An 18,734-nucleotide genomic window follows, 5' to 3' on the forward strand; every position below is an offset into this window, starting at 1 on the left:
GGCGGATCGTCAGTTACCGCCAACTCCGCACAGGAAGTCACAAGTTGGTCTGATAGTTTGTGAGCCATGGCCACTCATGTGAAGCGGGCGTTCAAGTACCGCTTCTACCCGACCGATGCGCAGGCGGCCGAGCTGTCGCGCACGTTCGGGTGCGTGCGGAAGGTCTACAACATGGCGCTGGCCGCCCGTACTGAGGCCTGGGTACTGCGCCAGGAGCGGGTGAACTACAACACCACCTCGGCGATGCTGACGGCGTGGAAGAAGACCGAGGAGCTGGCCTACCTCAACGCAGTCTCCTCAGTGCCGCTTCAGCAGGCGCTTCGGCACTTGCAGACGGCGTTCACAAGCTTCTTCGCGAAGCGGGCGAAGTACCCGCGTTTCAAGTCCAAGCGGAAGTCCGGCGTCGGCGCCGAGTACACGTCCTCCGCGTTCCGGTTCCGGGAGGGCCAACTCACCCTGGCGAAGATGGCGGAGCCGCTGGACGTCGTGTGGTCCCGTCCTTTGCCGGACGGCATCGTGCCGACAACGGTGACAGTGTCCCGGGATGCGGCGGGACGCTGGTTCGTGTCGATGCTGTGCGACGATCCCAGCGTGAAACCGCTCCCTGTCACGGATGCGGCGGTCGGGGTCGACGCAGGGCTGGATCACCTGCTGACTCTGTCGACCGGAGAGAAGATCGCCAACCCGCGGCACGAACGCCGTGACCGGGCTGCGCTGGGCAAAGCTCAGCGGCGTCTGTCCAAGAAAGCCAAGGGCGACGGGGCGAACCGGGCCAAGGCCCGTGCCAAGGTCGCCAAGATCCATGCTCGGATCGCCGACCGGCGCCGGGACTACCTGCACAAGATCACCACTCGACTCGTGCGCGAAAACCAAACGCTCGTGATCGAGGACCTGACCGTGCGCAACATGGTCAGGAACCACAAGCTCGCACGCGCCATCAGTGACGCGGCATGGGGCGAGTTCCGCAGCATGCTGGAGTATAAGGCCACCTGGTACGGGCGTGAAGTGATCGTCGTGGACCGGTGGTTCCCCTCCTCCAAGCTGTGCTCCCACTGCGGTGCACTCACCGAGAGCATGCCGCTGAACGTCCGCACCTGGACGTGCGACTGCGGCAGGACCCACGACCGGGACGTGAACGCCGCAGCGAACCTTCTGGCCGCCGGACGGGCGGTGACAGTCTGTGGAGACGGTGTTAGACCCCAAAGGAGTACTCCTGCCGGGCGGTCGTCAGTGAAGCAGAAAACCCCAGCCCTCAAGGGCTAGGAATCCACCCCCCTTAGGGGGCGGAGGACGTCAAGGAGAAGATCTTTCAGGCGACGACGACGCCACGCCGACTCGCCCAGTTGGAGGAGTATCTGCCCGCCGGGCTAAGGAAGTTGGCGCGGCGACCGTAACCGCGTCCTGATGGTCGAGTTGTCGGAGGTGGGCGATCCGGTGGCACAGCTGCGACAGCGCGCCCCCTCGCTCGCAGCGGCCCGTCCCAAGGAGCAACCGGGCCAGGATCGGCCGCCGACATCGGGCGTCCCGGCGCTGACGTCGCCGGAGTGCAGGTGCTGTGGATTGACGACCACCCCGAGCGGATCGAGTTCGCCGCGGTGTTCCTCATCAGCCGTACCACCCCGAACCGTGAAGGCTGCGCCCAGGAACTTGGCGCGAACGTAGGCACGAGCGGTCAACTGCTCTTCCAGTACATCGACGCCGCATACGAACAAGCCGACCGCTAGGCCAAAAACAACTCCTTGCCCCTCAACCCCTCTCCCCTCACAATGCGCATGACAAATCAACAGGTGACCGGAAAACCTTCGGTCGCCCAAGTCGCAAGAGGGGACCCCCACATGAGAAAGCCTCTCGTCGCCGCGCTCTTCGCCCTGGTGATCGCCGGGGCAGGCGTGGCACCCGCGGTCGCGGCACCCGTGACCACGGACGGCGCGCCCACGAAGACCACGGCCGCGCCCGCGAAGACCACGGCCGCCCCCGCGATCCAGGCCGTCAACTTCGCCGGCACCGTCTCGCTCAGCAACTGCTCCGGATCCGTCATCCGCTTCCCCGGCTCGCAGGACGACGACCCGGCGCTGGTGCTCACCAACGGCCACTGCCTGGAGACCGGCTTCCCGGAGCCCGGCGAGGTCATCGTCGACCAGCCGTCCAGGCGTAGCTTCGGTCTGCTCAACTCCTCGGCCACGAGGGTCGGGACGCTGCGCGCGAGCAAGGTCGCGTACTCCACGATGACCGACACCGACGTCACGATCTACCAGCTCACCACCACCTACGCGCGGATCAAGAGCTCGTACGGCATCAGCGCGCTCACGGTGCAGGACACGCACCCGGTCGCCGGTACCGCCATCACGGTCGTCTCCGGTTACTGGAAGCGGACCTACGCGTGCAACGTCGACGGCTTCGTCTACCGCCTCAAGGAAGGCGACTGGACCTGGAAGGACTCGGTCCGCTACACCTCCGCCTGCAAGACCATCGGCGGCACCTCGGGCTCGCCGGTCATCGACAACGCCACCGGCAAGGTCGTCGCCGTCAACAACACCGGCAACGAAGACGGCGAGCGCTGCACCGAGAACAACCCGTGCGAGGTCGACGCGAACGGCAACGTGACCGTCCGCCAGGGCATCAACTACGCCGAGGAGACGTACCAGATCGTCCCCTGCTTCGGTCTCGACAACAAGCTCGACCTGAGCCGCACCGGGTGCACCCTGCCCAAGCCGTAAGGCCGTAAGGCCGTTAGGCCGTTAGGCCGTAAGGCCGTAAGAAGGCGGAGGCGGGCGGTCACCGGGGAGTACGGCGGACCGCCCGTCCCGCCAGTACGTCCGTCCTTCGCCCGTCCTCGATCACGAAGCGGCCGTCGATGAGGACGTGCGGGATGCCCGTCGGCAGCGTGCGGGGCTCCTCGAAGGTCGAGCCCGCCGCGACCGTGGCCGGGTCGAACAGGACCAGGTCGGCGCGGTATCCCTCGCGCACCAGCCCGCGGTCGGGCAGGCGCAGGCGGGTGGCCGGGCGGCCGGTGAGATGGGCGACGCACTCCTCCAGCGAGAGGACGCCCAACTCCCGCACGTACCGCCCGAGATAGTGCGGAAAGGTGCCGTACGCGCGCGGGTGGGGTTTGTCGCCCCGCAGGATGCCGTCGGAGCCGCCCGTGTGCATGGGGTGCCGCATGATCGCCTGGACGTTCTCCTCGTGGCCGACGTGCTGAAGGATCGTCGAGCCGAGCCGGTCGTCGAGCAGGAGACGGCGGGCGGTCACCCAGGGGGCCTCGCCGCGCCGGTCGGCGGACTGCCGGACCGTCCTGCCGACGTAGGGGGCGAGCGCCGGGTCGTTCACTCCCGAGATCTCGATCGTGTCCCACTCGATGGGCACGCCGTGGCAGCCGTCGGCGCCGACGACCTCCACGTGGTGCCGGATCCGTTCGGCGGTGTCCTCGTCCGCGAGTCGCTCGAGGATCGCGTCCGGGCCGCCCTCGCTCGCCCAGCTCGGCAGCATGGCGACGAGCGTCGTGGAGCCCGGGGTGTAGGGGTAGGTGTCCAGGCTGATGTCCGCGCCCGATGCCAGCGCCTTGTCCAGGAGGGCGAGCAGGTCCGGGGCCTTCCCCTTGTTCACGCCGAAGTTCATGGTGGCGTGGGCCAGGTGGAGCGGGCAGCCGGCCTCACGGGTGAGGGCCACCATCTCCTCGTACGCCTCCAGGGCGCCCGCCCCGTACGAGCGGTGGTGCGGGCAGTAGTAGCCGCCGTACTCGGCGACCACCCGGCACAGCTCGGTGAGCTCGGCGTCCTTGGCGTACATCCCGGGCGTGTACGTCAGCCCGGAGGACATGCCGACCGCGCCCTGCGCCATCCCCTCGGCGACCAACTGCCGCATCCGGTCGAGCTCCTGGGGCGTGGCCGCCCGGTCCTCCCAGCCGGCGGCGAGCATACGGACCGTGCCCTGCGGGACGAGATACGCCGCGTTCACCGCGATACCGCGGTCCAGTCGGTCCAGATACTCGCCGACCGACCGCCAGTCGAAGTCGATGTCGTCGCCGTACCCGTTCCAGCCGGTGATCGCGCGGCGGACCTCGGCGAGGGCGCGGTCGTCCACCGGCGCGTACGACAGGCCGTCCTGGCCGATGACCTCCAGGGTCACGCCCTGCGCCGCCTTCGCGCTGTGGTCCGGGTCCCGGAGCAGCGCGAGGTCGCTGTGCGCGTGCATGTCGATGAAACCGGGCGCGAGCACCAGGCCTTCGGCGTCCAGGACGCGGCGGGCGACAGGGCGCAGACAGCCCGCCGCCGCGGCCTCCTTGACCACCGTGGTGATCCTGCCGGCCTCGATGCCCACGTCGGCGCGGTACGAGGGGTCACCGGTGCCGTCGACGACCTCCGCGTCGCGGATGACGAGATCCATCACGGGGCCTCCTAGAAGAACGTGCGGACGTAGTCGACGACCGTTCCGTCCGCGTCCACCAGCGGAATCAGCTGCCACTTGTCGAAGGACGTGCAGGGGTGGGAGAGGCCCAGGCCGAGCCAGTCGCCGACCTGGAGGTCCGCCTCCGGGGTCGTACGGAGCCAGCTGTGCTGGTCGGAGAGGCCGGTGACCGTGATGCCGGTGGCGGGGCGCTCGGCGCCGTCCCGGCGTACGACCTGGGCGAAGGGGAGGTCCAGGTCGTACGCCGCGTCCCGCTTGCCCGCGTTGGTGAAGGCCTGGTCGGGGGAGGGACGGGACACGACCTGGGACCAGAGGCGGAAGGCGGGGTGCAGGGCGCCCTCCTGCGGGATGCGGGTGAAGGGGGTGAGCTTGCGGTAGTGCCCGTCGTCGTGCGAGACGTACGCGCCGGAGCGCAGCAACTTCAGGACGGGAAGGGAGAGCTCGGGGATCTGCGCGAAGACGTCGGCCACCGCGTCGAACCAGGCACTGCCGCCCGCGCTGACCACGATCTCGTCGAGCTCCGTGAACCGGCCCGCCTTGTCGAAGTCCGCCGCCAGCGCGGTCAGCCGGTGCAGCCAGGCGTGCACGTGCTCCGGGTCCGCCTGCGGGACCTCGCCCTCGTAGCCCGCCACGCCGACCAGACGGAGCGTCCCCGTCGCGGCCACCGCGTCGGCGACCGCAGCGCACTCCGCCTCCGTACGGACACCGGTGCGCGCGCCCTCGCCGGCGGCGAGTTCCACGACGACGTCGAGGGGGCGGGGCGTCCCGCGCAGCGCCGCGTCCATCAGCTCGACGCCGCGCAGGGAGTCGACGTAACAGATGAAGCGGAAGTCCGCGTCCGCGGCCAGCTCGGCGGCGATCCAGCGCAGCGCCGCCGCGTCGACGAGCTCGTTCGCGAGGAAGATCCGGTCGATCCCGAAGTCCCTCGCCACGCGCACCTGGTGGGGCACCGCGAGCGTGATGCCCCAGGCGCCGTGCTCGATCTGCTTCCAGAACAGTTGCGGGGCCATCGAGGTCTTGCCGTGCGGGGCGAAGGCGAGGCCGTGACGGGCCGCGTACGTCTCCATGAGCTCGAGGTTGTGCGTCAGGCGCTCGGCGGAGAGGGCGAGGACAGGGGTGGTGAAGCCGTCGGTGAAGAGGTTGCGGCGCTGGGCGGCCAGCTCGCCGACCGTCAGGCCGGCGGCGTCCGGGGGGAGGCCCTTGAAGCGGTGGTCGACGCGGTCCGCCGTGAGTGCGGCCAGCTGTGCTGCGGCGGTGTCGGCGCCCATGGGGCCTCCTTTGACGAGGTGAGGTGCGGTGCGCCGCGGGTGCGGTGCGGGGGTCTTGCTGGCGCGTTGCACTGTGTGCAACGGTCATTGCGTATGTCGCTTACTGCTGTCTAACATCCCAGCCAACGCAGGGTCAACGGTGCACGGAGCGCCTTTGGCCGCCAGAGCGAGGAGCCCCAGTCATCGTGCCCCCCAACGGACCCGCAGGTGCCGCGCCCCACGACGCCGACGCCGATGCCGTCGGCCTCGTCGGTCTCGTCGATGTTGTCGCACTCGGCGAGTCCATGGTCACGTTCCTGCCCACCCGCTCGGGACGCCTCGCCGACGTGCCGTCGTTCGAGCGGGGGATCGGGGGCGCGGAGTCGAACGTGGCGTGCGTGCTGGCTCGCGCCGGGCACACCACGAGATGGGTCAGCCGGGTGGGTGCCGACGGCTTCGGAGAGCATCTGACCGAGCGCGTCGGCTCGTACGGAGTCGACGTGAGCGCCGTACAGCGGGATGCCGCACGTCCTACGGGCATCTACTTCCGTACGGCGGGGGACCGGGCGACCGACGCCCACGAGGTCGCGTACTACCGGGCCGGATCCGCCGCATCCGCGATGGCGGTGGAGAACGTGGACCTGGCCGCCGTCCGTTCGGGCCGCGTGCTGCACCTGTCCGGCATCACCGCCGCCCTGTCCGACGACTGCCTGGCCCTGCTGCGGACGCTGACCGCTCCCGGCCCCGGCCGCCCTCTCGTCTCGTTCGACGTGAACCACCGGGTGACCCTCTGGAACGGCCAGGACCCGGCCGCCGTGCTCCTGGAGCTTGCCTGCGGCGGGGACCTCGTCTTCGTCGGCGAGGACGAGGCCGAGGCCGCGTGGGGCATCACCGGCGGCGCGGCGGCGATCCGTGCGGCGCTGCCCGAACCCCGGGCCCTGGTCGTCAAGCAGGGGGCACGCGGGGCAACGCTCTTCGAGCGGGCCGAGGAGTCACTCCCAGCCCGTCATGGGGATCCCCCCTGTTCGAGCGAAGCCGAGAACTCGGGGGAGTTCGAGGACGAGCGCGAAGAGCGATACGGGGCTCCGAGGGAGGAGCCCCCGGGTACGGGACAGGAGGGGGCGACAACCCGCAGGCCTCCCACCGCCGCCGTACCCGCCCGTGACACCGTCACCTTCGTCCCCTCCCTCCACGTCGACGTCGTCGCCCCCGTCGGCGCCGGGGACGCCTTCGCCGCCGGGTTCCTCTCCGCCACGCTGCGCGGACTCCCGGCCAAGGACCGGCTGCGGCACGGTCACCTCATGGCCGCCGCCGCGCTCACCGTGCCCGGCGACCTCGCCGCGCCTCCCGGCCGGGAGCACGCCGACCGGCTGGCCGCTCTGGACGACGGCGCGTGGGAGACACTTCGACTCGGCCCCGGCTGGACCGAAGCCGTCGACCAAGCCGTCGATCGGGCCGAGGAGGAGGTACGTACCCCATGAGCCAGACCGTCGACCGAGCGCTGAGCATCCTGCCGCTGCTCGCCGAGGGGCCCGCCGACCTCGGGCAGGTCGCCGACCGCCTCGGCGTCCACAAGTCCACGGCGCTCCGCCTCCTGCGCACGCTCCACGAGCACGGTCTGGTCTACCGCCAGTCCGACCAGCGCTACCGCCTGGGCGCCCGCCTCTTCGCCCTCGCCCAGGAGGCCGTCGAGAACCTGGACATCCGGGAGATCGCCCACCCCCACCTCGTACGTCTCAACGAGCAGTGCGGGCACACCGTGCACCTCGCGGTGTACGAGGAGAACGAGGTCCTCTACATCGACAAGGTGGAGAGCCGCTACCCGGTGCGCATGTACTCGCGGATCGGCAAGCCGGTCGCCATCACCGTCGCCGCCGTCGCGAAGCTGCTGCTCGCCGACCTTCCCGAGGCCGAGCGCCGCGTCCTCGCGGAGAAGCTCGACTACCCCATGTACACGGCCCGTTCGATCCCCCATGCCGCCGCCTTCCTCAAGGAGCTGGCGACGGTACGCGAACAGGGCTGGGCCACCGACCTCGGTGGCCACGAGGAGTCCATCAACTGCGTCGCCGCCCCCATCCGCGGCGCCGACGGACGCGTCGCCGCCGCCATGTCGGTCTCCGCGCCCAACGTCGTCGTCACCGCCGACGAACTCCTCACGCTGCTCCCGCTGGTGCGCCGTACCGCCGACGCCATCAGCCGTGACTACTCCGGAAAGCCCTCGAAAGACCCCAGCTAAGGACCCCGCATGACAGACAAGATCGCCCTCACCCCCAAGACCCACACCACACCGCCGGCCAAGTTCTCGCACGGTGTGAAGAAGGGGAACGTCCTCCAGGTCGCCGGACAGGTCGGCTTCCTGCCGGCCGAGGAGGGCAGGCCCCCGACGCCCGCCGGCCCGACTCTGCGCGAGCAGACCCTCCAGACCCTCGCCAACGTCCGGGCGATCCTCGAAGAGGGCGGTGCGAGCTGGGACGACGCGATGATGATCCGTGTCTACCTCACGGAGGTCGACCACTTCGCCGAGGTGAACCAGATCTACAACGCCTACTTCGAGGAGCAGGGCCTCACCACGCCCCCCGCGGCCCGCACGACGGTCTATGTCGGCCTGCCGGCCGGACTCCTCATCGAGATCGACGTACTGGCCGTACTCGGCTGACGTCACTCGTGAGCCGTCGCTCGTCACTTGTGAACCCGCACTCGCCACTCGTGAGCCGTCGCTCGCCACTCGTGAGCTGACGCTCCTTCCGCAACTCCCGCACTCCGTACGTCGCACGGTGCGGCGCCCGTCATCCCGGGGCGCCGCGCCGCGATCCCCCCTGCCCTGGCTGTGCCCAGTGGGGGGACGCCCACCCCCCAACCCCCCGGACCATGCACTTACGAAACAGAGGCCCTCCATGCCGTCCCCCTTGTTGTCGTATCCGCTCGCAGCGACAGCCCCAGCCACCCCCGAGACCCCACCCCACACCGGTGGCCTGCTCCTCCTCGTCGACGGCACCGCGGGCCTGCTCACGGTCGCCGCCCTCGGCATCGCCCTCCTCCTGGTCCTCATCATCAAGGCCAGACTCCAGCCGTTCGTCGCCCTGCTGGCCGTCTCCATAGCCGTCGGCCTCGCGGCCGGACTCTCGGTCACGGAGCTCTTCGGCACGGTCCAGCGGTCCACGGCCGTCTCCGTCATCGAGTCCGGCATGGGCGGCATCCTCGGCCATGTCGCGATCATCATCGGCCTGGGCACCATGCTCGGGGCGATCCTCGAAGTCAGCGGCGGCGCCGAGGTGTTGGCGTCCCGGCTGCTCAACCTCTTCGGCGAGAAGCGGGCGCCGCTGGCGATGGGCCTCACCGGCCTGATCTTCGGTATCCCGGTCTTCTTCGACGTCGGCATCTTCGTCCTCGCGCCGATCGTCTACGCCGCCGCCAAGCGCTCCGGCAAGTCGATCCTGCTCTACTGCATGCCGCTGCTGGCCGGCCTGTCGATGACCCACGCGTTCCTGCCCCCGCACCCCGGCCCGGTGGCGGCGGCCGGTCTCCTCCACGTCCAGCTCGGCTGGGTCATCCTCATGGGCATCGTCTGCGGCATCCCCGCCGTGCTCGCCGCCTGGGTCTACTCCGCCTGGATCGGCAAGCGGATCTTCGTCGCCGTACCGCAGGACATGGTCGAGTCGGCGGCCGAGGCCAAGCTGGCCGTCATCGAGGAACAGCGCGCGGCCGGCGTCGAGCCGCGCGAGAAGCCGGTGCCGCTCGGCACGGTCCTCGGCATCATCGGTACGCCGCTGGTGCTGATCCTCGCGGCCACCTTCTCCTCGATCGCCCTCGACCCCTCCACCGTCCGCTCGGTCATCGAGTTCTTCGGCAGCCCCTTCGTCGCCCTCACGATCGCGCTGCTCCTCGCGTACTACCTCCTCGGCATCCGCCGCGGCTGGTCCCGCAAGTCCCTCGAGACGGTGTCGACTTCGTCCCTGAAGCCGGTCGGCAACATCCTGCTCGTGGTCGGCGCGGGCGGCATCTTCGGCGCCGTGCTGAAGGCGAGCGGTGTCGCGCAGGCCCTCTCCGACACCTTCAACGACGTCGGCCTTCCGGTGCTCGTCCTCTCCTACCTGATCTCCGTGGTCCTGCGGGTCGCCCAGGGTTCGGCGACGGTCGCGATCGTCACCACGGCCGGTATCGTGGCGCCCCTGCTCGCCGAGGGCCACCACTCCCAGGCCTTCGTCGCCCTCGTCATCATGGCGATCTCCGCGGGCTCCATCTTCGCCTCGCACGTCAACGACGGCGGCTTCTGGATGGTCGCCAAGTACTTCGGCATCTCCGAGCGCGACACCCTCAAGTCCTGGACCGTCCTGGAAACGGTGCTGTCGGTGGCGGGCTTCGCGGTCGCGGCGGTGCTGAGCCTGTTCGTCTAGGACCGCTGGGACCGCACCTCTCGGCTCCCCCGGCCAGGCCTGATCGGATCGGCAGCACCGGATCCATCCGCAGGCAGGGCAGGGGGAGTTGCGGCGTCCCGGTGCGGCGCTCGCCGAGGCCATCCGGGCCGTTCACGCCTGCGGCATCGTCCACCGCGACCCGATTGAGTCGCAAGAGGCGTGGGGGGCGACTGTTCCCGACACAGGATCGTCGACCATACTGCCCGCTGTGGAGCAGCGCATAGGTTCGAGCAGCCAGCCCCTGGACGTTCCCGTGGTCCCCGCCGCCGCGGTCGATCCGGCGTACATCCCCGGGCTCACGTCACCCGCCCCGGCGGAGCCGGAGGACGCGATCGAGGAGACCGCGACCGAGGAGGCCACGACGGCCGAGTCCGCGACCGAGGACACCGCCACCGAAGAGGCGGCCTCCGACGAGGCCACGGACGAGGCCGCCGAAGAGGCCGCTGAGGAGGCGGACCCGGACGGCCCCGTCTTCGAGGCGTCCGACCGGCGTGCCTCGATCACGGCCGACCACCACGGCGTACGACTGCGCCTGGACGACCAGGAGTGCGAGTTCCGCTGGGAGGAGATCGGCGCCGTCGAGACGGAGGCGCCACGCTTCGGCAAGCGGTTCACCGTCACGGTGCACACGCCGGACCGGCGTTGGTACCCGGTCGAGATCGAGGCGAAGGCCAAGTCCCAGCACAAGGAGTGGGAGGCCGCGCTGGACGAGGTGCTGGACGCGTACTTCGAAGAGGGCGCGGACGAAGAGGAGCCCGCCGAGGAAAGCGCGCCGTAAGAGGTGCGGGGAACCGCGGGACCGGCCATGACCGGCCCGCGGTTCCCCGACCGCCTCATTCGCTCGCAACGGGCCGTTCGCTCGTCACGAGCAGTACTGCGCCTCCTTGCCGATGGACCGGTACATGCAGTCCGCGTTCTCCAGCAGTTGCAGCACCGCGTCCCGGTTGCGTGAGGTCTCCCGCTCGATGACCTCGTCGGGCGGGTAGAAGCCCCCGCCGGAGCTGGACGTCGGGTACATCTCGAAGGTGTAGCTGAAGATCTTCTGGGTGCCCCAGAGATAGTCGTCGATCGAGCCGTCCGTGATGTACAGGTCGCTGGACTGCTCGGGCGTGTAGCCGTTGCCGGCGGCCATCTTCTGGCCGACGGCCTTGAAGGCGTTGTAATCGTCCGCCGTCATGCCGGTGGCGGTGTCCGAGTAGGTGTAGCCGAACGGCCAGAGCACCAGCTCGCTGTACGTGTGGAAGTCGATCCCGGCGGTGATCTGCTGCTTGCCGCCGACGATCCGGCCGCGGACGAAGTCGGCGACGACCTTCACCTCGGGCGCCGACTCGGCGGACGCGCCCCGGTAGGTCTCGGACGACTTGGACCCCGAAGAGCCGCCGCAGCAGCCCCACTTGTAGTTCCAGTTGCGGTTCAGGTCCGTGCCGACGTACGACGAACCGGAGTTGGGCTGGCGGTTCTTGCGCCAGGAGCGGTAGGAACCGGTGGCGATGTCGTACTCGCCGCCGTCGGGGTTGAGGTCCGGGACGATCCAGATCTCGCGGCTGTTCACCATGTTGGTGACGCGGGAGTCGCTGCCGTATCCGGCACCGAGCTCGCGCAGCAGGTACAGCGCCATCTCCACCGTCAGGTGCTCACGCGCGTGCTGGTGGAAGGTGAAGAGGACCTCGGGCTCGTTCTCGTCGGTCGCCACGTTGTCGCTGACCTTGATGGCGACGATGTCCCGGCCCTGGTACGACTTGCCGATCACCTTCTTGCTCATGATGCTCGGGTACGCCGCCAGCCGCTGATCGATCTCCGTGTTCATCTCGGCGTAGTTGTGGTACTTCGAGTCCGCCGAGGGGAAGTCGAGGATCCGTACGTCGTGGGCGCCGTTCGAACGGTTCGGCGCCGAGCCCAGCAGGGTGACCTCGTAGCCGAGTCGGCGCAGTTTCTTGATCTGGTCCGCGCGGCCCGAGACGACGACGGTCTCCTCGTCGGCCTCGTCCACGGTCACGCCGGCCTGCTGGATCGCCGTACGGGTCACGGGGGTCGTGCTCTGGTGGATCTCGTACTGGCGGATGTCGTCGGACGAGGGCGTGGGGGCCTTCGTCGCGCTCGCCGTGGCGTCGGTGGCGGTGGCGGTGAGGGGCGCCGCGAGGGCGAGGGCGGCGAGCACGGCGAGGGCGGCGGTGCGCCGCCCGCTTCTGCCTCTGTCGTCGGGAGTGCCGTTGCCGCGTATGCGAAGTCGCATGAAGTCTCCTTGTTTCTCCAGGAATTCCGGGATCTCCGGAATGTGGGGAGTGGAGCGGGGGGTGGCTCATGGCGACGTGCCTGATGCGGGTGTGGCGCTCATCGTGAGGCCGTGGCATGGGCAGGTCAAGAGATGCCAAAGCGGCGAGGGGCGGGAATCGGCCGAAAATCGGCCTGACCATGTGTGCGTCGCGTGGTGATTGCCGCGCGCTCCCTTGTGTCCCCGCTCCCTTTACGCTTTCTTGAACCGCATGACGGAGACCGCTGGGAAGTCCGGGAAGTCAGCGTCGGGGGAGGCCATCTCCGGTCCCCGCAAGTCCAGTTGGAAATGCATCGGTCCCGGCATCGTGGTCGCCGCGACCGGCGTCGGCGCCGGGGACCTCGTCGCGACGCTCATCGCGGGCAGCAACTTCGGATACACCCTGCTCTGGGCCGCCGTGCTCGGCTGCGTGGTCAAGATCTCGCTGGCCGAGGCGGCCGGACGCTGGCATCTGTCCACCGGACGCACCCTCTTCGACGGCTGGGCGAGTCTCGGCCGGTGGACGACGTACTTCTTTTGGTTCTGTGCGTGAAGCAGATCTGGGACCAGCCGTGGGCGGAGTTCTTCTGAGCGGCCCAGCGGCCGCCCGCTTCCGTGCGGGTCACTTGAGCAGTTCGCGCCACTTCGGGCTGAGCGCGATCGTCCTCAGCTCCTTCATGGTCAACGCGGGGGTGGCGCGGGTCGCGGCGCTCTCCTGATTCCCGGAGTTGAACGCGCTGACGACCACGCGCATACCGTCGGTCCTGATGGTGTCGGCGGTCCACATCACGACCCCCTTGCCGCCCTTCTCGCCGGGCGTCTTGCGTGTGGTGACCTTCGTTCCGTCGGGCAGGGTCTCGGCGTCGGAGCCGAAGAGCCGGCCCTGGACGTCGGACATGTCGGCCTGCACATTGATCTGGACGAGGCTCCTGCCCCTGCCGTCGTCGACGATCACGTAGGCGTACTCGCTCTCCTGGCCGCCCTTCGCCTTCACCTCGACGTCCTTGGGCAGGAGGGAGACGAGGGCGGACGAGACCGCCTTGCCGTCGGCCGAGGGCCGCGGGGCCGTCGACGACGCCGGCTCCTTGCCCTTCGCCTTCTTCGGGATGGCGTCGACAGCGGTACGCCACGCCGTGGCCGTGACGACCTTCTTCAACTGCGAAGGCGACAGCGGCGGGTTGGCCCTGCTGACGGGAGCGTCCTTCTCGGCGGGCGCGTTCCACTCGTACACGCTGATCTGCTGGCCCTTCGGGGTGACGAGCTGCGCGTACCAGTTCTTCGTGTCCACGCGGCGGTCCGGGTACTCGTACCCCTGGAGGATCATGAGGGCGGAGCCGTCGGCCAGCTTGCTCGTCGTGCAGGCGTCGTAGGGCACCAGGTTCTTGTCCGGGCACGTGGTCGACTCCCGGGCCATCTGGCTCCCCGGCTCGATGCGCCCCAGTCCCACCTCGACGGCCGCCTTACCGTCACCGTCGTCGTAGACGAGATGGGCGGTCGGGCCGAGGACATGGCTGGTGGAGCGCGCCTGTTCTCCGCTGAACCTGCCCGACGGGAGCAGCCCCTTGAGCGTCCGGAGCAGCTCGGCTCCCGACACCTCACTCGCCTGGCTGCCCGTCCGCACCTTCGACGGGCTCGCGGCCGACTGCTGCGGCTGCCCGGCGTCCGCCCCCGGCAACAGCGGCGCCCCGCCCACACCCACGAGTGCGAGCCCGGCCACGCTCCCGGTGATCGCCATCCGGCGCCGCAGTCGCAGCCTGCGGCCGCGCGTCTGCCCGGCGGCGGCCAGGGCCCGCCGGTCGGTGTCGAAGGTGTCGCCCGCGTGGCGCAGGGCCTCGCCCAGCCGGTCCTCGAAGGGGTCCTCGAAAGGGTCTTCGACGGGGGAGTTTTCGGCATGCATGGGGAACCACCGTTCCTGAAGAGAAGTGAGTGAAGGACGAGCGAGGGAAGAGGGCGGTCAAGGTGTCGCGTGCTCGCTGAGGCTGTCGCCCAGCAGTGCCCGCAGCTTGGCCAGCGCGCGGACGCAGCGAGTGCGCACGGCGGCCGAGCTGGTGTGCATCGCGTCGGCGGTCTCCTCGATGCTGCGGTCCTCCCAGTAGCGAAGGACGACCACGGCCCGGTCCTTCGAGGGCAACCGGCGCAGCGCCTCGACCAGGGTGAGCCGCAGCGGCGTGTCACCGTCGGCGGTACCCGGGTCGGGGACGTCCGGGATCACGTCGGTCGCACGTTCCCCGCTGCTGCGCAGCCGCCGGTGGGCGAGGAACGTACGCGTCAGGACGGTCTGCGCGTACGCCGCCGGATTGTCGCTCCGGGACACCCGCCCCCAACTGACGTACATCCTGCCGAGCGCCTCCTGCACGAGGTCCTCGGCGAGATGCGTGTCACCGCCGGTGAGCAGACATGCCGACCGGTACAGGTGTCCCGCGCGGGCCGCCGCGAACTCCGCGTAGTCGTCCGCACGGACCTGTCTCATGCGCTTTCCCCCCGGTCGCTGCCACCGTCCTCACTTCATTGATGCGGTGGACGCCCGGAAATGTTTCACCCCGCTCGCCACGGCGCGGCGAGCGGGGTGAGCCTGTTCCTTCCTGCTACAGCGCGTGCACGTGCGGTCCCACCGCGTTCGACCAGGCGTTGCCCGCCGACGCGTCCCAGTTCGTCGACCAGGTCATCGCGCCGCGCAGGTCCGGGTAGGTCCTGGACGGCTTGAAGGAGCCGCAGTTGGTGGCCTTGGTCAGGCAGTCGAGGGCGTTGTTCACGATCGTCGGCGATACGTAGCCGCTGCCCGCGCCGCTGGTGGAGGCGGGGAGGCCGAGGCCCACCTGGGACGGAGCGAGGCCGCCCTCCAGCTGGATGCAGGCGAGCGCGGTCAGGAAGTCGACCGAGCCCTGCGAGTACACCTTGCCGTCGCAGCCGAGCATCGAACCGCTGTTGTAGTACTGCATGTTGACGACGGTCAGGATGTCCTTGATGTTCAGGGCCGTCTGGAAGTACGCGTTCGACGTCGACTGCATGTCGATGGTCTGCGGGGCCATCGTGATGACGAGGGAGGACCCGGCCTTCGACGACAGGGACCGCAGGGCCTGCGACATGTAGGTTGCGTTGAGACCGTTCTCCAGGTCGATGTCGACGCCGTCGAAGCCGTACGTCTGCATCAGGGAGTAGACGGAGTTGGCGAAGTTCGTCGCGGAAGTCGAGTCACTGACCGACACCGTGCCGTTCTGGCCGCCGATGGAGATGATGACCTTCTTGCCCGCAGCCTGCTTGGCCTTGATGTCGGCCTTGAACTGGTCGACGGTGTAGCCGCCGAGCCCGGCCGAGTCGAGGGTGAAGCTCACCGCGCCGGGTGTGCCGGTGGCGTCGGCGAAGGCGACGGCGATGATGTCGTACTGCGACTGCACGGCGGAGATCTTCTGGACCGTCGCGCCGTTGTTGAAGTTCTGCCAGTAGCCGGTGACGGCGTGCTTCGGCACGGTGCCGCCACCGCCGCCGGAGGACGCGGTCGTCGTGCCGGTGACCGCCGACGACTTCGCCGACTCACCGGCCGAGTTCGTCGCCGTGACCTGGAAGGAGTACGACGTCGAGGCCGCGAGCCCGGAGACGGTCGCCGATGTTCCCGTCACCGACTGGACCTTCGTACCGCCCTGGTAGACGTTGTAGCCGGTCGCGCCCGACACCGTGTTCCAGGACAGCGAGACGGAGGAGGAGGTCGTGGAGGAGACGGCCGGTCCGGCCGGCGTCGCGGGGACCGTGGGGGCCGGGTCGCCGCCACCGCCGCCGTCGGGCCCGTACACCGACAGGTCGTCCGCGTAGTACGCGGCCTGCCCGTACCAGCCGTGCGTGTACACCGTCACCGAGGTCGTCGACGCGCCTGTCGTGAAGGTGGTCGTCAGCTGCTTCCAGGAGGAGGAGTCGGGCGTCCACGTCGACACGTCCGTCGTTCCCGTGCCGGTCGCGCCGAGGTAGGTGTAGCCGCCCTGCACCCAGGCGCTCAGCGTGTACGTCGAGTTGGGCTTGACCGCGACGGTCTGGGTGCACTTGGCGTTGTCCTGCCCCGCGGGCGTGCCCTTCAACGCGGCCGAACCGCCGTGCACGGGGGAGGAGACGGCCGTACCGCTGCCGGCGGAACAGCTCCAGTTGCTCAGGCCCGACTCGTAGCCGCCGTTCTTGGCGTTGTTGACATCCGCGGCCGAGGCCTCGGTGGCGAGGCCGGTGAGGGTGAGGGCGGACGCGGCGAGTGCGGCGGCGAGGAGTCCCGCCCAGGTGCGTCTGCGTCCGGGCATGCCTGATACGCGGTCCACTGGGACCTCCGGTGAGGGGGAGGGGAGGGGGGATACGGATCGGTGGCCACCGTTGGATGTACAAGTTGGTCCAGACCAATTCGGTTGTCAAGACCTCTGGAGCTCCCAACGCCCTTGTCCGGACGTTGAGTTGCGGCATGTGCGGCTCACTCTCCGTTGATCATGCCCACACCTTCGGTGAGTTGATCTCGGGAAGTCGGTGTTGAGCGGGGCATGCCGTGGATATGGTGCTGATGCAAGAGGACGTCACAGTGACGATCTGTGGCCATCTGTGACGGTCCATGGCGAAACAGGGGCGATCTGAGGCGGTGGTTGACCACCCCGCCACAGCGAACGGGGTGTGTGCAGCGTGCCGACCGCGATAGCCGTCACCAGTCCCGACCTGGTGCTCCCACCGCACGACCGGCAGACCCCGCCCGCAGTCGTCCAGCCGCTCGACACCCTCGAAAGCTCCCTCACCGGGATGCACGCGCTCATCGAGCAGCACGGGTACGTCATCTCGCTCTACCCGTCCTCCGTCTCCGACGACGTGACGCGGCGACTGCACACCGTCCGCTCCGTCCTCGAGAGCGACCGCATCGCGCTGCTCGGCATCGACCTGCCGCCGCTCGGACTCGCCCTGCTGGCCCAGCAGTTACGCCAGCTGTCGGTCTGCGACTTCAGCCCGGGCGTGCTCGCCTCCTCCGCCCGGCTGCTCGCCCACTACATCTACGCCGGTGCCCTGCTCGGCTCGGTCGCCAAGCTCGACCGGGTCCCGGTGTCCCTGAAGTCGCACGCCAAGTCCTGGGTACCGGGCGCCCAGTTCGCCGTACTGGCCAATCCGCGACCGCAGCTCGTCAGAGTCGGCGAGGAGGAGCTGCCCGGGCCCGAGTTCGGCACCCGGCTGCTCGTCGCCTCGGGTCAGCCGCCCTCCGACTGGGTCACCACCGAGCTCGCGCCCGCCTGGCGTGTGCAGGGCGTCGCGACCGTACCGCTGCCGGAGGAGTCGGCGCGCTGGTGGGGCACGCCGCGGCTCGTGGAGTTCGCCGCCGGCCTGTACGACGTCTCCGTGCTCTACCAGCTCGTCTCGTCCGTCCGGCGGGAGGAGTGCCACTGGTGCGGCCTCGAACTCATCGGGGACCGCTGCGGGTTCTGCGCCGCTCCGCTGCCACCGCCGCCTTCACCTTCGCAGGGGCTTCCGGCCACCGCCGCCCGGGCAGCCTCTTCGGTACGTGCCCTGCCCCGAGGCGCCACGTAAGTACAACTCCACAACAGCAGGCACGACCGCTCGACCCCGCCGTCCCCCGCAGATCGAGGTTGTCCGCGTCATGCTGCATCACCCCGGGGGACAACCCCCGGACCCCCGGCAGGAAAAGCAGCTCCGCTCAGTCCCCGGCACGTTCCTACGAGGTGAGATTCAGTGAACTCGCGCCAGCGCCGCGGCGTCATCCTGCTGGTCCTCTCGGCCCTGTGCGCCCTGGGCGCCTTCGCCGGAGTGCTCTCGGTGATCCGCGACGTGAACTCCAAGGTCGGCCCGGAGGTGGCGGCGTACCGCCTGAAGGGTGACATCGCGCCCTACAAGGAGCTGTCGGCCGACCAGTTCCAGAAGATCTCGATGCCCAAACGCTGGCTGTCGGCCACGGCCGTCACCAGCCTCGCCCAGATCCGCGGCAAGATCGCGGTCACCCAGCTGGAGAAGGGCTCCCTGCTGCAGACCGACATGATCGTGGACCGGCCCCGACTGGCCGCCGGGCAGCAGGAGATCGCGATCATGATCGACGCGGCGACCGGCGTCGCGGGCAAGATCAACCCCGGTTCCCGGGTCAACATCTACGCCACCTTCAAGGCCGAGAACGACAAGGGCACCGACCAGTCCAAGGTCATCGTCGAGAACGCCCGCGTCATCGACGTCGGCAAGCTCACCGCGCTCGACCCCGGCCAGTCCAGCTCCGACCGCCGCAACAGCGCCACCCAGGCCGTCCCCATCACCTTCGCGCTCGACACCGCCGACGCCCAACGCGTGGCGTACGCCGAGTCGTTCGCCGAACACGTCCGACTCGCCCTGGTCGCGGGCGGCTCCGGCGCGACCGTCGCGCCCGGCGACCGTACGTACACCCTCGACGAGGACAAGTAGGAGGCCGCG

The 18,734-nt window shown here is 69.5% G+C and carries 16 protein-coding genes and 1 pseudogene; 11 read left to right on the forward strand and 6 right to left on the reverse strand.

Annotated elements, in window-relative coordinates; genetic code table 11:
* The first annotated feature begins 66 nt into the window (after positions 1–66).
* From OG390_RS33075 to OG390_RS33085, 3 genes are all read left to right on the forward strand, one after another.
* Positions 67–1,263, forward strand: coding sequence for an RNA-guided endonuclease InsQ/TnpB family protein (locus OG390_RS33075; protein WP_406173026.1), 1,197 nt, complete (start codon positions 67–69; stop codon positions 1,261–1,263).
* A 287-nt stretch (positions 1,264–1,550) separates the two neighbouring features.
* Complete coding sequence (locus OG390_RS33080) at positions 1,551–1,724, forward strand: hypothetical protein (protein WP_406173027.1); 174 nt, start codon at positions 1,551–1,553, stop codon at positions 1,722–1,724.
* A 111-nt stretch (positions 1,725–1,835) separates the two neighbouring features.
* On the forward strand, positions 1,836–2,717 hold the full coding sequence (locus OG390_RS33085) for a serine protease (RefSeq protein ID WP_406173028.1): 882 nt from the start codon (positions 1,836–1,838) through the stop codon (positions 2,715–2,717).
* Between the two features lie 58 nt (positions 2,718–2,775).
* Here OG390_RS33085 and OG390_RS33090 read toward each other — a convergent pair whose 3' ends face one another.
* Both OG390_RS33090 and OG390_RS33095 read right to left on the reverse strand, forming a co-directional pair.
* Complete coding sequence (locus tag OG390_RS33090; RefSeq protein WP_406173029.1) at positions 2,776–4,383, reverse strand: amidohydrolase family protein; 1,608 nt, start codon at positions 4,381–4,383, stop codon at positions 2,776–2,778.
* A gap of 11 nt (positions 4,384–4,394) precedes the next feature.
* Positions 4,395–5,672, reverse strand: a complete 1,278-nt coding sequence (locus OG390_RS33095; protein WP_406173030.1) for an amino acid deaminase — start codon at positions 5,670–5,672, stop codon at positions 4,395–4,397.
* A gap of 284 nt (positions 5,673–5,956) precedes the next feature.
* Between OG390_RS33095 and OG390_RS33100 the strand changes: the two genes are divergently transcribed.
* The 5 genes from OG390_RS33100 to OG390_RS33120 all read left to right on the forward strand — a co-directional run bounded on the left by OG390_RS33100 (position 5,957) and on the right by OG390_RS33120 (position 10,844).
* The gene (locus OG390_RS33100; RefSeq protein WP_406177994.1) at positions 5,957–7,132 is read left to right on the forward strand and encodes a sugar kinase; all 1,176 of its coding nucleotides are present in this window, start codon (positions 5,957–5,959) and stop codon (positions 7,130–7,132) included.
* Positions 7,129–7,887 (forward strand): IclR family transcriptional regulator, encoded by a 759-nt coding sequence (locus OG390_RS33105; protein WP_406173031.1) that lies wholly within the window; start codon positions 7,129–7,131, stop codon positions 7,885–7,887. Before OG390_RS33100 ends, OG390_RS33105 begins: the two co-directional genes overlap by 4 nt.
* Positions 7,888–7,896: 9 nt before the next feature.
* Positions 7,897–8,307 (forward strand): RidA family protein, encoded by a 411-nt coding sequence (locus OG390_RS33110; RefSeq protein WP_406173032.1) that lies wholly within the window; start codon positions 7,897–7,899, stop codon positions 8,305–8,307.
* 253 nt (positions 8,308–8,560) lie between these two features.
* A complete protein-coding gene (locus tag OG390_RS33115; protein WP_406177996.1) occupies positions 8,561–10,045 on the forward strand; it encodes a GntP family permease in 1,485 nt (494 codons plus the stop codon).
* A 229-nt stretch (positions 10,046–10,274) separates the two neighbouring features.
* Positions 10,275–10,844, forward strand: a complete 570-nt coding sequence (locus OG390_RS33120) for a hypothetical protein (protein ID WP_406173033.1) — start codon at positions 10,275–10,277, stop codon at positions 10,842–10,844.
* 84 nt (positions 10,845–10,928) lie between these two features.
* Here the strand turns inward: OG390_RS33120 and OG390_RS33125 are convergent, their stop codons facing one another.
* Positions 10,929–12,299 (reverse strand): M14 family metallopeptidase, encoded by a 1,371-nt coding sequence (locus OG390_RS33125; protein ID WP_406173034.1) that lies wholly within the window; start codon positions 12,297–12,299, stop codon positions 10,929–10,931.
* A 250-nt stretch (positions 12,300–12,549) separates the two neighbouring features.
* Here OG390_RS33125 and OG390_RS33130 point away from each other — a divergent pair.
* A pseudogene (locus OG390_RS33130) lies at positions 12,550–12,855 on the forward strand (Nramp family divalent metal transporter); the annotation flags it as partial.
* An 84-nt stretch (positions 12,856–12,939) separates the two neighbouring features.
* Here the strand turns inward: OG390_RS33130 and OG390_RS33135 are convergent.
* The 3 genes from OG390_RS33135 to OG390_RS33145 all read right to left on the reverse strand — a co-directional run bounded on the left by OG390_RS33135 (position 12,940) and on the right by OG390_RS33145 (position 16,594).
* The gene (locus tag OG390_RS33135) at positions 12,940–14,214 is read right to left on the reverse strand and encodes a hypothetical protein (protein WP_406173035.1); all 1,275 of its coding nucleotides are present in this window, start codon (positions 14,212–14,214) and stop codon (positions 12,940–12,942) included.
* Positions 14,215–14,271: 57 nt separating this feature from the next.
* Positions 14,272–14,787: a SigE family RNA polymerase sigma factor gene (locus tag OG390_RS33140; protein ID WP_369248888.1), complete on the reverse strand. Its 516-nt coding sequence runs from the start codon at positions 14,785–14,787 to the stop codon at positions 14,272–14,274.
* Between the two features lie 115 nt (positions 14,788–14,902).
* Complete coding sequence (locus tag OG390_RS33145; protein ID WP_406173036.1) at positions 14,903–16,594, reverse strand: chitinase; 1,692 nt, start codon at positions 16,592–16,594, stop codon at positions 14,903–14,905.
* Between the two features lie 367 nt (positions 16,595–16,961).
* Here OG390_RS33145 and OG390_RS33150 point away from each other — a divergent pair, with 367 nt between their 5' ends.
* Together OG390_RS33150 and cpaB are read left to right on the forward strand one after the other, a co-directional pair.
* Entirely contained in the window at positions 16,962–17,849 is an 888-nt protein-coding gene (locus OG390_RS33150; RefSeq protein ID WP_406173037.1) for a hypothetical protein, read from the forward strand.
* A gap of 162 nt (positions 17,850–18,011) precedes the next feature.
* A complete protein-coding gene (gene cpaB, locus OG390_RS33155) occupies positions 18,012–18,725 on the forward strand; it encodes a Flp pilus assembly protein CpaB (RefSeq protein WP_406173038.1) in 714 nt (237 codons plus the stop codon).
* The last annotated feature ends 9 nt before the right edge of the window (positions 18,726–18,734 follow it).

The organism is Streptomyces sp. NBC_00996, assembly GCF_045162675.1.
Lineage (GTDB): Bacteria > Actinomycetota > Actinomycetes > Streptomycetales > Streptomycetaceae > Streptomyces.